Below are 14140 nucleotides of genomic sequence, written 5' to 3' on the forward strand. Positions count from 1 at the left end.
TTCGGGCATTGAAATATTCGCTTGTGAATTTGCAGGGATGGCCGCGAGGCGGCTCGAATACATCTCGAAGAACCTGCCCGACCACTGCGTCGCGCGCCGACCGACGCCCCGGTCATGGATCGGCGCGCGGCAGAATGACGGTCGCGCGCGTGCCGGTGTCCTCGCGGGGCGACAACGTCAGCGTCCCGCCGTGCGCGTCGACGATCGAATGCGAGACGGCGAGGCCCATGCCCATCCCGTTCTCCTTGGTCGTAAAGAGCGGCTCGAGCAGCCGGTCTGCAATGTCCGGCGCAATCCCGCCGCCGAAATCCTCCACGGTCACGCGTACGCTGTCAACGCCAACCGCTTCACAGGCAAGCGAGAGGCGACGCGCCGTGTCAAGCTCCGCCATCGATTCGGCGCCGTTCGCGAGCAGATTGATCACGACCTGCTGGAGCTGGATACGGTCGCCGTACACGTAGACGGGGCTGTCCTGGCTGTGCTGCTCCAACACGACGCCGAACGCGTCGAGTTGCCGCGCGACAAGCGTCGCAGCGTCGCGGACGGCCTCGACGAGATCGACTGTCGAGAACGGCGGCGCGGCTTTGCGTGACTTCGCGCGCAGTGACTGGATGATGCGCTTGGCTCGCGCCGCCCCCCGGTTGATGTGCACGAGCATCTCCCGCGCTTCGCCGATGTCCGGAGGCTCCCGGTTCAGCCAGCGCAACGCGGCGCTCGCCGACGTATCGACGGCAGCAATCGGCTGTCCAACTTCATGAACGACAGACGCGACGAGTTCGCCCATCGCTGTCAGGCGGCTGGCACGCTCGAGACCGGCAAGTGCGGCACGCAATTGCTCCTCGGCATGCGCACGCTGACGGTTCTGTTCGAGCAGTTCCTCGTAGAGTCGCGCATTCTCGAGCGCGAACGCGGCCTGCGACGCGATCACTTCCACCAGGGCCGCCTTCGCCGCTGTAAACATCCGCGCCGCCAGATTGTTCTCCATATATAGAACCCCGACGAGCGTCGCATAACGCATCAACGGCACGCACATCACCGAACGGGAACGCCTGCGCCGAACGTAGGGATCTAGCGCAAGGACCGGCGACGCGGAGGCATCGTCGATCACCGCGGCGTCCCGCGTACGCGCAACCGCCTGCACGAGCGAAACGGGAAGCACGTCCGCCGTGAAAGACACCGGCTCTTGCATCACGACGATCGTACCGTCGATCAAATCAGCGCGCGCCGGCACATGCCAGACGCCGTGGCGCAGCACCGCGAGCGCGCCGTGTTCGGCCCCGGCGCTTTCGAGCGTCGTGCGCAACAGCGTCTCCACGAGGCGCGCCGGCACGATGTCGCTCGCAAGCGCGTTCGAGATGTCCAGCACTGCCCGGACGTCCAGTTCGTGCAAACGGCTCCCGGCAGGATTGCGCGTTTCCGCCTCTGCGCCAGCGGCGACGCCACGGCACGGCGCGGGCAACCCGTCGATTCTGTCTTCGCGGCCCGCCGCATGATCGGCCTGCTGCACACGTTGCAGCGCCGTCGGTCCGTCGATCGCGAACATCGGAATGCGACCGTCACGGCGATAGGCCCGTTCGCATCGCCGCAGATCGGCAACGAGGCCCGCGGCAGTCCCGTAGCGTTGCTCCGGGGCGTGTTCGAGCAACTTCATCACGATCCGCGAGATCTGTTCGGGTACGAGCCGGGCAAGCTCGCGAGACGCCCGCGCCGAATGCGTGGCGTGCGCATGCACGCGTGCGGCGGCGTCGGTCACGCCAGACGGCGGCACACCGGCCAGTTGCTCATGGAGAATGCACCCGAGCGCGTAGAGGTCGGCCCGCGCGTCGACACATCGGTTCGGACGCGCGCCGAGTTCCGGCGCCATGTAGAGGAAATGCGTGTCGTCCCAATCGAGTCCGGCGTCGCCCAACGGGCCGATCGTGCCGGAGCAGGCGGCGTAGCCGAAGCCGGTCAGGAACGCACGGCCGTCACTATCTACCAGGAAGCGATGCGGCACGAGTGCGCGATGCACGACACCGGCCGCGTGCATTGCATCCACCGCCGTCGCGAGCGCAATCGCGAGTCGCAGAAACGCGGCCGGCCCTTCCTGCGACACACCGCCAACGGAAAGCGGCGTTCCCCCCGGATCGGTCAGTACGAGCGCGGCGTCGCCGCCGTGCGACACGATCGTTTGTGGAACGGCGCACCAGCCGGCGCGCAGTACCGGGCGCAACGCATATTCGCATTGCAGCAGTGCGACGGAGGCGGACGACGACGCACCGTTGCCGGCGATCAGGACGGCAGGTGCATTGTCATCGATCGCACGTTGCAGCCGCGGCGGCCCGGGGCAAAGTTCAATCAAGCGTCGTGTCGAAAGTTCGATCATGCGAATGCGGTAAGGAAACGGTAGCGGGCATGAACTCGGACGCCGCTGGCACGGCGGCGCGGCACGCAGCCTGTCGGCACCCGTGCGCAAGCTCGGAGCGGGATGTCCCGGTTGTATCCGATCGGTCGGACACGCAGCTGCAGCGCATGCCACCGATGCCCTCCAACGATCGCAATGCCCTCTGCCGGCACCCATGAAAACACGCGAACCTTCAGATTATTCCAGTCGCATTTCACCGACGCAACAGCGGGCCCCGGATCGGTACACGCCGGCTGTCTGACGCGGCCCGCGCCCCATGGCGACGAGTGCATTCGTATCCCAATGTGTCGGACTTCCGGACGGATACATGACATTGCAAAACGCCGCGCGCCGGACACATGCGAGATACCTCTTCGGCGCTCAATACACACACGGCGGAATCTGATGAAAACCACGAAGCGGCAGGCCCAGGCGGGCTCCTGCCGGCATCAGATCCCGTGTGTACGTTCCGATCCATCTCTTCTCAGGAATCCGACATGAATACTTTCAAGATCACCTTCGCGCTCGCCGCGCTTGCGATGACGGCCTCGGCCCATGCGGCCTCCCCCGTTGATTCGATCTCGGGAAATTTCGATGCCCAGACCGCGAACCAATGGGCACCGGTCGCAATGGCATCGATGGCAAAGACGCGCGCGGAAGTACGCCAGGAGCTCACGCTGGCGCGACAGAACGGCGAGATCGAGGCCATCAGGAAACTCTATTCCGGGCATTGAACGCCAGTCTTTTTGTTCGGCCCGGCACTGGCGGCGCGATGTTGGCACCCTTCCAGCACCCGGGCCGTCCCTGCATTCCGCCCGATGTATCGGCACACGTCGCGGGCACATTGCGTTGCATTCATCCCGTCTGACGACATCAGCCGAAACGTTCCGGCGTTCCATTCCGTCGGTACAGCCGTCGCACGGCAGGCTTGATTGCAACGAACCCCGCCATCGGCCCGACCGCCGCATCAGGACACACCTTTCCCCGGTATTCATTCGCAGCGCCCTGCTTGTCGACGCGACGCATGATTTTCAGCCGGAGTCCCATGCCGGACTTGTCAGTCAATGAAGCAAACCGAACTTTCAATGATGCTTCCCGATATGCTGCCCCGCTTCCGGTCGTTCTCAATGCGGTTGACCGGGAACCGATACGATGCGGAAGAGCTCGTGCAGCGCGCTTGCATTCGCGCACTCGAGCGGGCTCATCAGCTACGTTCCGACACGTCGCCGGTGAGTTGGGTCTTCTCGATCATCCATTCGATATGGCTCAACGAATTGCGACAGCGCAATCATCGCGAGCGCCTGCTGCTCGAGTGGAGCGACGCGTTGCTGGAAACAGTCGCCGATCCCCGCTCCACGTCCGAAACCGGCCTGGCCGTCCGGCAGATCGTCGATGCCGTGGAGCGGTTACCGGAATCCCAGCGCATCGCACTGTTACTCGTCAGCATCGATGGGTTCAGCTATCAGGAAGCAGCCGCTACGCTCGACATCCCCGTCGGCACCATCATGAGCCGGATATCGCGCGCGCGCAAAGCGATTCGCATGGCGCTCGATGCGTCCGGCGCATCGCGCATGCAGCCGGGAAACGTCCTCGAAATCGCGACCCGCGGATGACGCTGGAATATATGACGTGCGTCGCGTGTTCAGTGTAGGCAATCGCATCCGCTGCGGCGGAAGTGCCCGAGCACCAACCACTCAATGCGAAACATGTCATCGCTTTCCAGAATGCTACTCGTCTATGACGGGACCGATGAGGCTCAGGCCGCACTCGCGCGATGTTCAGCGCTTTCGCGGGCATTGTCTGCCGCGGTCGACGTCGTGGCCGTGGTCGACCCCGTCACCGCGAACGCACAGTCGGCCGGACTGCTCAGCGAGCTTGCCCATCATCGACTCGAGGAATTCGCGCGCCGCGAACTTCAGTGTGCGGTCGGCAAACTAGCGGACGATGGCATCGCCGCGTGCGGCTACGTGCGGTTCGGACGCGCAGCCGACGCCATCGCGGCACATGCGATGACCACCCGTCCGGATATGATCGTTGTCGGGCATTGCGCCCGCAGCGGATTCGCGCGCTGGTGGCGCGAGCGTCCCGTTCACGTCGACCTGGCCGAGCGTCTTCGCGGTACGGCACTGATCGTCGTGACAGCCCCGTCGACCTAGGCTCGGCTGGCACCCACGCTCGCGGCAAGAATCATTCGCTGCCGGTTGGCGGACAGACAAACATCGCTCGCACGCGGCCGAAACACGGGATCGCCGCGTTGTATTGCGCAGCCCGTCAGTGCGCAGACCGCCGGCGCACGCGCACGGCTCCTGCACCAGATTTGCTCGGTATAACGCCCTGAACGCGAGTCGCTCCATGAAACGCTGATCATGGATAACGAAAGGCGCTCCGTCACCGCGATGCTGGAAAGCGGCTCGACTCGCACGAGCGCGTCATGCTCATCGCATTGACGCAGGCCGAAGCGACGCGCCTTGTATCGTGCGCGCTGCGCTCGCAAGCAAACATCGCGTTGTTCCAACGAAGGATCGAGGACATGGATCAGCGTGCGAACCACGATGTCCGCTTCAGGCAGTCCCTGCATCAAAGATTCTCCCGCGCAGTCGTGTCGGTCGTGTGAAAGCGGACGCACGAATACCACTGATGCCGGGCCACCCGCCCCGGCGGTGCGTCCGCCCGTCGCTCAGGCGCCGCCTTCCGATCGCAGCGTGATCCTGCTGTTCACCGACGTGACGCCGCGGACCTTCTTGGCCGCCTCGACCGCCAGACGATCCTGATCTTCGCTTTCCACCTGGCCTGCCAGTGTCACCCGCCCGGTCGACGCATTGCCGAATGCCGTGATCGCTTTCCCTTCCAGCCCCTTGGTCCGGGACAGTGCTTTCTGAACCGACCGCGAGAACGTTCGATTGGCGGTGCGCACCGCCTTTTTCGCCGTGCCGGTCGCCGGGGTCGACGTTACCGCGACATCTGCACTCGTTGCATCGGGCCGTTCGTCTGCAAATGCTTGCAGATTCACGCAGGCAGTCAGGACGACGGCCAGGCCGCCACTTACGACGAATTGTCGGAATTTCATGATGGGTTCCTTGGATTTCTGGTATCGAATCGAGAAGCACGCATGTTCCGGCGACCTGCATCATCGCGATGCACACGAATCGCATCTCCGCCGCATCCTGCATCCGACTCGACGAGCCGTCGCTCGAGCCGTTGTCAATGCGATTCGTGTACCGGTGAGGCGAGCATAAGGCGACGCGTCGACACGATCCATAGCATCTGCAGCTAGCCGCATGACCCGTCAGAATAAGTAGCCGCATACATTTGTATAGGTACCCGATCTGTTACCGTACCCGCGCCATTCCCGCCACACCCGCCAGTCGCTCCGCGATTCACGCCGCTTGACGTGGAATCGGCGCGCCTTCACATGGAAAAAAGCGGGAGCGTCACCGTTGCCCGGGTACCGCCCTCCAGACGAGGCGTCAGCTCCAGTTGCCCGTGGTGCGCGTCCACGATGGAGTTGCAGATGGAAAGCCCCATGCCCATGCCATGGGGCTTGGTGGTGAATAGCGGTTCGAAGATGCGCTCTGCCAGCTGTGGATCGAAGCCGTCGCCGCTATCGTCGATGCGAATGTGCAAGAGGTTCTGACCGGATTCGCATGTCAGTACGAGGACGCGTTCATGTTCAGGTCTGCAAAGCATGGATTCCGCGCCATTCATCAGCAGGCTGATGATGGCCTGCTGCAGCTGGATGCGTTCGCCGCACATCGGCATCGGCGACGAGCATCCGTCAACGCGCAAGCTCACCTTCATCGCGTCCAGCGTGCTTTCCAGTATCTCGGCCGCCTCGCAGAGTGCATCCGCAAGATCGAACACGGCGAAGACAGGCGCCGCGTGCCGTGCCTTGGCACGCAATGCGCTGATGATGTTCCGCGCGCGCACGGCGCATGCACAGATGTGGGCGAGCATCTCGCGGGCGGCATCGATATTCGGCGCGCTGCGGTTGAGCCATTTCAGCCCGGCGCGCGCGGATGTGTCGATCGCAGTGACGGGTTGGGCGACTTCATGCACGATCGAAGCCGCCAGCTCGCCGTAGGCTGTCAGCCGGCCGGCGCGATCCATTTCGGAAAGCGTGTCGCGCATGGCGGCTTCGGTGCTGCTCAAGCGGGCGTGCTGCGCGGCAAGCTCGTCGTGAAGACGAAGGTTCTCCAGAACGAACCCGGCATGCAGCGCAATGATCTCGACCAACGCGATTTTCGCCGGTGTGAAGTTGCCCGGCAGGCCCCCGTGTTCCAGATACAGGGCGCCCATCAATGCGCCATTGCACCGTATCGGCACGCAGATCACCGAGCGCGGCTTGCAGCGGCGCACATAATCGTCCGTCCGCCAACGGTCGGCAATGCAGGCATCGCGCAGCACCAGTCCGTTGCGTAGATGGACGGCGGCGGCAATGATGGGGACCGGCAGCCGGTCGATCGGCAGCCGGTCCACGTGCGGCGAATCCGCCACCGTCGCATCGGCGACCCCCTCCCAGCCGCTTTCGCGAATGACCGCAATCACGCCCCACGTAGCCGCCGCCCCCTGGATCGCAGCCTCGAGCAATTTCCCGACGCGTCTCGCGGGCGGAACCTCGGTCGCCATCGTATTGGAAACGTGCCGCAACACGTGCATGTCCAGCGCGAGCAGCGATTGAGACATGAGTTCCTCGAAGACCGGGGTCATTTCAGGACCGCTCGCGTCGGAGAGCGATTTCCAGGTAGTCCGCGCAGCGAAAGCGCTGCAGGAATCGTCGAGTTCGTTGTTCATTCGTCTATCTCCTGCGTACCGGGCATCGGCCTCTTCCAACCTGAAATCGACATTTCATGTAGTGAGTACTCCACAAACGAATGGTAGCAGCACTTTCTCAAAATAAAAACTTGTAGATGTCGAATATTCGTTCGCCCCGCTGACCATCCGGCAATTCACTACGAATATAACCCTTTGAATTGACGACATATTTATGTCTTGTTGCAGACACGCAAAGAGTTCCGTAGAATTCCGGATTCATGTAGCGTTCCCCGTACGAAAGTCGAGGAATCCCGCTACTTCAAGTTTTCTTCAGGCGGCTTGGCCAGGTTGTCGGCCGCCATAGGAGCGGTATGGCTCAAGCAGCAAAAGGCAAGGCTGTGCGCGGAACCGGTGTCCGGGAGGCAGCGGCACAGGAAACCCGCGACAAGATTCTTCGTGCGGCGACCAAGGTCTTCGCGCGTTACGGCTACGAAGGCGGCAGTGTGGAAAGGATTTCCAGGCTGGCGAAGTCCCATGACCGGATGATCTACTACTACTACGGGAGCAAGGAAGGCCTGTTCGTTGCGGTGCTCGAAGGCATCTATCGACGGATGGACGAGGCGGAAGTCAAGATGGCGCCCGATCCTTCGGTTCCCGTGGAAGCGCTCAAATCCGTGATTCGCTTCAAGCTGGATTATTATTGGCGCAATCCCGATTTCATCACGCTGCTGAACACGGAGAACCTGCACAAGGGCAAGCACTTGTCCAAGCTCGAGCGCCGGGGCGAATACTCGTCGCATGCGGTGCAGATCGTCGCGAAGATTCTCGAAAACGGCGTCGAGCAAGGCCTGTTCCGCAAGGACCTGAATGCGCGCGACGTTTTCCTGCTGATCATCTCGGCAGCGTATTTTTATACGTCGAACCGCTATACGTTGTCCGCGTTCCTCGGCGAGGAACTGAATGCGCCAGATGCCGTGCGTCATTGGGAGGCATTCGTCATCGACAGCGTGCTGCGGATCGTCCGCAAGGATGCGTCGGCCAACGACTAGGCGCGTACCCGTGCCAATGTCGACCCTCGTGACCACGAAGATGCAGACACCCTTGCGATGAACTACCTTCGCGCCAACACCATCGAGGAAGTGCTAGACGGGCTTGCGGCGCAGCCGCGGCCGCGCATCGTTTGCGGAGCCACCGATGTCTTCGCCGATATCGGGCTGGTGCCCGCCCGATCGGCATGGGTGGATATCAGCCGCGTCGACGCCTTGCACGGCATCGAGCAGCGCGACGGCGTTGCCCGTATCGGTGCCGCGAGCACCTGGGAAGCCATCGCCCGGACAGCCTGGTTACCCGTGGCGCTCACGGAGGCAGCAGCTTCCGTCGGGCCCCGGCAAATTCGCGTCCAGGGCACCATCGGCGGAAACGTGTGCCACGCTTCTCCCGTGGCGGACGGTATCCCTGCGCTGCTGGCACTCGACGCTCGCGTCGAGCTGGCGAGCATGCGGGGCGTGCGCTGCTTGCCATTGGCCGATTTCCTGCTGGGCAGCCGCCAGACCGCGTTGCATGCGGACGAACTGCTGGTCGCCATCCTGTTTGCGCAACCGCGCGCGCAAGATCGGACGTCGTTCGTCAAATGCACGAATCGCGACGGCGCAGCGATCGCCGTCGTTTCGGCCGCCGCGCATCTGCGCGTGTGCGCGGACGGCACGGTAGAGACGGCCACCGTTGCCATCGGTGGCGCAACCGGCGTTGCGCTTCGGATACGGTCGCTCGAGGCGGCGCTGGCGGGCCGGCGGCGCGAAGATCTGGCCAGCGTGATCGAAGCGGCACCCCTTGCGGAACTGTCCCCGATCGACGACTGCCGGGCGACAGCGTTGCATCGCATTCATCTCGCGCGGCTGGCGGTCACGCGCGCTTTCACATGCTGCATCGAGGAGAACGCACGTGGCGCATCCACTGCTTGACGAGCTTGCCGACGTTCGCGAAACCACCGCAGGCGGCAGCGCTCCGGTTTCGCCGGAACTCGACTGGTTCGAACTCAACGGCACGCGGCTGCGCCTGCCGGCAGACCACTCGCAGCGGCTGGTCGACTACCTGCGCGCGGACTTGCGGCAGTTCGGAACCAAGGAAGGTTGCCGCCAGGGCGACTGCGGAAGCTGTACCGTGATCGTCGATGACGACGCGCGTTATGCCTGCCTGATTCCCGTGGGACAGGTTGCGGGGCGCCGTGTCGTCACCGTCGAAGGCCTCGCCGACGGCACCCGGTGCGGCAACCGCCTGCAACAGGCGTTTCTCGCGCATCAGGCGGTGCAATGCGGCTTCTGCACGCCCGGCATGCTCACGGCATCGGCGGCGGCAATCGACGCCGCCCGGGTGACCGACCGCGCCAGTGCGCGGGCCGCCATCGACGGCGTGCTATGCCGATGCACGGGCTACCAGAAGATCGTCGACGCCGTGACGGAGGTGGGATGCGGCGCCGCCGCGCGGTGCCGGACGGTTGCCCCGTCCGAAGGGCCGTCGGTCGGCGTACCGCTGACGCGCCTCGACGGGCCCGAAAAGGTCGATGGCAGCCAGCGTTTCGGCGCCGATGCCTATCCGGCCGACAGCCTGTTCCTGCGCGCGATCCGTTGTCCGCATCACCGCGCGCGATTCGGGTTCGGCGATCTCGACACATATGTCGACGCCCATCCGGGCGTGCATCGTATCCTCACCCACGCCGATGTGCTCGGCATGAATCTGCACGGTGTCGCGACACCATACGCGGACCAGCCCGTCCTTCCGGAGACGGAGACGCGCCACCATCTCGAGGCGGTGGCGCTGGTGGTTGGCGAACGCGCCGCAATCGCGGCGCTCGACCTGGAGCGCTTTCCGGTGAGTTGGGAACCGCTGAAGCCGGTTCTCGCGATCGCCGAGGCCGTGCTGGACGAAAGTCCGCAGCTGCACGCCGATCGTCCCGGCAATGTGCTGATCGAAGGACGGGTGCGCCGCGGCGACCCGGAAGGCGCGACGCAAGGCGCCCGTCACGTCGTAAGCGCGACGTTCGAATCCAGCTTCGTCGAGCATGCCTACCTCGAGCCCGAGGCCGGCTGGGCTCGACGCGAGGGCGACACCATCGAAATCCATTCGTCCACGCAGGCACCCCATCCGCATCGCGGCGATCTCGCGCGCATTCTTGCCGTCCCGCCGGAGCAGGTACGCGTCGTGGCGACTGCGGTCGGTGGCGGCTTCGGCGGCAAGCTCGACATGACGGTCCAACCGCTGCTCGCGATCGCGGCCTGGCATCTCGACAAGCCCGTCGTCATGGTGTTGTCGCGCGAGGAATCGATGGCCACGTCGACCAAGCGCCATCCCGGCCGAATGACGTCCAGCATGGCCGCCGATGCCGATGGCCGACTCCGTGCCGTGACGTTCGACGGCGACTTCAATACCGGCGCGTTCGCGTCCTGGGGCACGGCCGTCGCCAATCGGGTACCGGTGCATGCCGGCGGCCCATACGTCATTCCGCACTACACGGCGCGTGCACGTGCGATTCATACGCACGTCACGGCCGCGGGCGCATTCCGGGGCTTCGGCGTACCGCAAACGACGATGTCGCAGGAACAACTCATCGACGAGCTGGCGCTCAAGGCCGGCATCGATCCGCTCGAGTTCCGCGCGATGAACGCACTGCGGCCGGGGGACACGCTGCCGACGGGACAAGTCCTGGACGACAGCGCGGGCCTCGTCGCGTGCCTCGATGCGCTGCGACCGGCGTGGCGTGAAGCGCACGCCCGCATCGCCACGCTGAATGCAGCGTCGCCGGGTCATATTCGCCATGGCGTCGGTCTGGCAGCGTTCTTCTATGGTTGCGGCAACACCGCATTGCCGAACCCGTCGACCGTCCGCTTCGGCATCCGGTCCGACGGCACGATCGTCTTGCACCAGGGTGCTGTGGACGCCGGCCAGGGCGCAAACACGGTCATTCCACAAATCGCAGCCGATGCGCTGGGCGTACCGGTCGATCGACTGCGGATCGTCGGCCCGGACACCTCGCTGACGCCGGATTGCGGCCGCACGTCGGCTTCGCGCCAGACGTTCGTCACCGGTCGGGCGGCCTTCCTGGCCGGAACGGCGCTGCGCCATCGGCTGCTCGCACTGGCAGGCGCGGCACCCGATGCACGGATTTCGTCCGATACGCGCGGCATTGCCGTCGACGGCAATGCACTGGACCTGCGGACGCTACCGGTCGATGCAAACGGCTACGTCGTCGCGGCGGAAGAAAGCTTCGATCCCCCCACGACGTCGCTCGATGCGTCAGGGCAAGGCACGCCTTACGCAACCTACGCGTTCGGCGCGCAGATAGCCGAAGTCGCGGTGGACTGCGAGAGCGGGCGCGTCCGGGTACTCAAGGTCGTGGCCGCACACGACGTCGGCAGAATGGTCAATCCGACGCTGCTCGAAGGACAGGTCGAAGGCGCAGTGGCACAAGGTATCGGTATGGCGCTGATGGAGAAATATCACCCCGGGCAATACAACAATCTGCATGACTACGTGATTCCGACGGTGCATGACATGCCCGACGTGCAGTCGATTTTCATCGAAGCGCCGACGGCCATCGGCCCCTACGGAGCAAAAGGCATTGGCGAGCCGGCGCTGGTCCCCACGGCTGCGGCCATCCTGAATGCCATCCATGACGCAACCGGCGTACGCGTCCGCGAAGCCCCCGCCACACCGGATGTCGTCCGTCTGGCGCTCGCGACCCGAAACCAGCCTTCAGGGCTTCGATAAAGCCGTTTCCACCCGCGGATAACACGATGACGTCAACACGAAATGTCGAGCAAGTCTCGCTACCTGCCGTATCCCGCCCGTCCTGGTACGGAGAACTCGATCCTGCGGGAAAGCGGGCGTTCAAGGCGTCGTTCGCTGGCTGGGCAACCGATGCATTCGATTTCATGGTGTTCAGCTTCGTTCTGGCTTCGCTGATCGACCTCTGGGGCCTCGATCGCGGCAAGGCAGGCCTGCTAAGCACCGTGACGCTGATTTTCTCGTCAGTTGGCGGCTGGATTGCCGGCATCCTCGCGGATCGATACGGACGGGTCAAGGTACTGCAAGGGACCATCCTGTGGTTCTCGGTCTGCACGCTGGCGATCGGATTCGCGCAGAATTTCGAGCAGATCTTCGCCCTTCGCGCGCTGCAAGGGCTCGGCTTCGGCGGCGAATGGGCCGTAGGCGCGGTGTTGATCGGCGAGATCGTCGCGCCGGCGCATCGCGGCAAGGTAGTCGGAATGGTGCAGAGCGGATGGGCCATCGGTTGGGGGGCCGCGGCGATCCTCTACAGCATTGCATTTTCCGTTCTACCCGAGTCGCTGGCCTGGCGCAGCCTTTTCTGGGTCGGGATCCTGCCCGCATTGCTCGTGCTGTATGTGCGAAGGCACGTGCCGGAACCCGACGTGTTCGTGCAGGCGGACGCAGCCAGGAAACAAGGCGCGAGCCAGCCGTCGGTGTGGGCCATCTTCTCGCGTTCGCAGGTGCGACACACGGTCCTGGCCGCGCTGCTGTGCACCGGCATTCAGGGTGGCTTCTATGCGATGTCCACCTGGCTGCCGGCCTTCCTCAAGATCGAGCGACACCTCTCCGTGCTCGACACAAGCGCTTATCTGTTCGTGATCATCGTGGGGTCGTTTTGCGGATATGTCGTCGGCGCGTACCTTTCCGACTTTTGGGGGCGCCGACGCAACTTCATGCTGTTTTCCGCACTGTCCCTCGTGTCGGTGTGTCTGTACCTGACGCTTCCGCTTTCCAACGCGCAGATGCTGTGGCTTGGCTTTCCGCTGGGCTTTTCTTCATGCGGCATCTTCAGCGGGGTCGGCGCATACCTGACAGAATTGTATCCGTCGAATTTCCGCGCAAATGCACAGAGCTTTACCTATAACTTCGGTCGCGGAATCGGCGCACTGTTCCCGAGCCTCGTCGGAATGTTGAGTCACTCGCTCGGCCTGGCGCTGGCCATCGCGATCTTTTCAGGCGCGGCCTATGGGGTGGTGCTGTTGGCGGTTCTCCTGTTGCCGGAGACGAAAGCCAGATCGCTTTGAATGGCGGCGATGAAATGAAAGCAATGTCTGTCAGCAACCGACGTATACCTGCCATTCCTCGCCAGTGGTAAAGCCCATCGACTCGTACACGTTGCGTCCCGCCGGCGTGCAATGCAGAAACGCGGTATGAGCGCCTTTCGCGAACGCCGCATCCAATACCGCCTGAGTCGCGGCCCGCGCGTAACCTCGCCGCCGATATGCGGGTAGCGTCGACACATTGAATACGCCTACCTGACCGTTTCGCACGACGCCAAACGATGTCGCGACCGGCATGCCGGCGAATTCCACTAAAAAGCCCATCATGCCGTCAGCCTCCAGAACCGCTGGCGCGCTCAGTCGTCGAAACACGCCCTCCGGTGCGTCATAGCCCGCGGCAAGCGTGCCGTTGTACCTTTCGCTGTCCGCTGCCGTTACACACCGCACGACCACCCGCTCATCGCTGCTCGCCGGTGCTTCAGCGCGGTCCAGCCGCTTCGTCATGAACGGCAACACGACACATTGCGTCAGGCCGTATTCGGCTGCGATCCGTCGAATGTCCGCAGCTTGCGCGCTCGCATCGCGTGTCTGAATGCTCCACGGCAATTCGCAATCGCCAAACGATTCGGAAAAGGCCCTCATCTCCTCGACATCGGGCTCGCGCGTCATGCTGATGACCGCGTTCAGTACGGACACGGGCGCGCCACTGTAGATCGACTTTGTTCCATGCACGCCGCGCTCCACGGAGCCGACGTCCTGCAAGCGACAAAACGCGTCGATCGACTCGTGCCACGCGGCGACAGAAGCATCCAGCAGTTCGGTCAATGCGCTCATTTCGTTCCCGGAATAAATTCAGTAGCTGTTCTATCGACAACACCCGAGTCACCGATTCATTCCGCGCTGCGGTGAAATGACACCAGCGGGAACTCGCCGGCCACGCGCCGTCCCGCCCCGATCGTGT

Annotated in this window: 12 protein-coding genes; 7 read left to right on the forward strand and 5 right to left on the reverse strand. The window is 63.8% G+C overall.

The genetic code is table 11. The features are described from left to right. Positions 1 to 112 precede the first annotated feature (112 nt). Positions 113 to 2365, reverse strand: coding sequence for an ATP-binding protein (locus CUJ89_RS35580; protein WP_114182112.1), 2253 nt, complete (start codon positions 2363 to 2365; stop codon positions 113 to 115). 515 nt (positions 2366 to 2880) lie between these two features. Between CUJ89_RS35580 and CUJ89_RS35585 the strand changes: the two genes are divergently transcribed. The 3 genes from CUJ89_RS35585 to CUJ89_RS35595 all read left to right on the forward strand — a co-directional run bounded on the left by CUJ89_RS35585 (position 2881) and on the right by CUJ89_RS35595 (position 4539). Next, positions 2881 to 3117 (forward strand): DUF4148 domain-containing protein, encoded by a 237-nt coding sequence (locus CUJ89_RS35585; RefSeq protein ID WP_114182113.1) that lies wholly within the window; start codon positions 2881 to 2883, stop codon positions 3115 to 3117. A gap of 330 nt (positions 3118 to 3447) precedes the next feature. Next, positions 3448 to 3996, forward strand: a complete 549-nt coding sequence (locus CUJ89_RS35590) for an RNA polymerase sigma factor (RefSeq protein WP_114182114.1) — start codon at positions 3448 to 3450, stop codon at positions 3994 to 3996. A 111-nt stretch (positions 3997 to 4107) separates the two neighbouring features. Then, entirely contained in the window at positions 4108 to 4539 is a 432-nt protein-coding gene (locus CUJ89_RS35595) for a universal stress protein (RefSeq protein ID WP_114182115.1), read from the forward strand. On the opposite strand, the gene CUJ89_RS35600 is transcribed toward CUJ89_RS35595, so the two are convergent. The 3 genes from CUJ89_RS35600 to CUJ89_RS35610 all read right to left on the reverse strand — a co-directional run bounded on the left by CUJ89_RS35600 (position 4536) and on the right by CUJ89_RS35610 (position 7174). Then, on the reverse strand, positions 4536 to 4961 hold the full coding sequence (locus tag CUJ89_RS35600) for a DUF3331 domain-containing protein (RefSeq protein WP_114182116.1): 426 nt from the start codon (positions 4959 to 4961) through the stop codon (positions 4536 to 4538). The two genes, CUJ89_RS35595 and CUJ89_RS35600, sit on opposite strands and share 4 nt — an antisense overlap. Before the next feature lie 99 nt (positions 4962 to 5060). Beyond that, positions 5061 to 5450: a BON domain-containing protein gene (locus CUJ89_RS35605; RefSeq protein WP_114182117.1), complete on the reverse strand. Its 390-nt coding sequence runs from the start codon at positions 5448 to 5450 to the stop codon at positions 5061 to 5063. Positions 5451 to 5791: 341 nt separating this feature from the next. Then, positions 5792 to 7174 carry an ATP-binding protein gene (locus CUJ89_RS35610; RefSeq protein WP_114182479.1) on the reverse strand — a complete coding sequence of 461 codons (1383 nt, stop codon included), beginning with the start codon at positions 7172 to 7174 and terminating at the stop codon, positions 5792 to 5794. A 332-nt stretch (positions 7175 to 7506) separates the two neighbouring features. Between CUJ89_RS35610 and CUJ89_RS35615 the strand changes: the two genes are divergently transcribed. Genes CUJ89_RS35615 through CUJ89_RS35630 form a run of 4 tightly spaced genes read left to right on the forward strand, consistent with a single transcriptional unit; the run spans position 7507 to position 13203 of the window. Then, on the forward strand, positions 7507 to 8184 hold the full coding sequence (locus tag CUJ89_RS35615) for a TetR family transcriptional regulator (RefSeq protein ID WP_114182118.1): 678 nt from the start codon (positions 7507 to 7509) through the stop codon (positions 8182 to 8184). A 57-nt stretch (positions 8185 to 8241) separates the two neighbouring features. Further along, positions 8242 to 9096: an FAD binding domain-containing protein gene (locus CUJ89_RS35620; protein ID WP_114182119.1), complete on the forward strand. Its 855-nt coding sequence runs from the start codon at positions 8242 to 8244 to the stop codon at positions 9094 to 9096. After that, positions 9077 to 11899, forward strand: a complete 2823-nt coding sequence (locus tag CUJ89_RS35625) for a molybdopterin-dependent oxidoreductase (RefSeq protein ID WP_114182120.1) — start codon at positions 9077 to 9079, stop codon at positions 11897 to 11899. The genes CUJ89_RS35620 and CUJ89_RS35625 overlap by 20 nt, the downstream gene beginning before the upstream one ends. Before the next feature lie 26 nt (positions 11900 to 11925). Beyond that, positions 11926 to 13203 (forward strand): MFS transporter, encoded by a 1278-nt coding sequence (locus CUJ89_RS35630; protein WP_114182121.1) that lies wholly within the window; start codon positions 11926 to 11928, stop codon positions 13201 to 13203. A 30-nt stretch (positions 13204 to 13233) separates the two neighbouring features. Here CUJ89_RS35630 and CUJ89_RS35635 read toward each other — a convergent pair whose 3' ends face one another. Further along, positions 13234 to 14013 (reverse strand): GNAT family N-acetyltransferase, encoded by a 780-nt coding sequence (locus tag CUJ89_RS35635; RefSeq protein WP_114182122.1) that lies wholly within the window; start codon positions 14011 to 14013, stop codon positions 13234 to 13236. Between the last annotated feature and the right edge of the window lie 127 nt (positions 14014 to 14140).

This window comes from Burkholderia pyrrocinia (assembly GCF_003330765.1).
In the GTDB taxonomy this organism is placed as follows: Bacteria; Pseudomonadota; Gammaproteobacteria; order Burkholderiales; family Burkholderiaceae; genus Burkholderia; species Burkholderia pyrrocinia_B.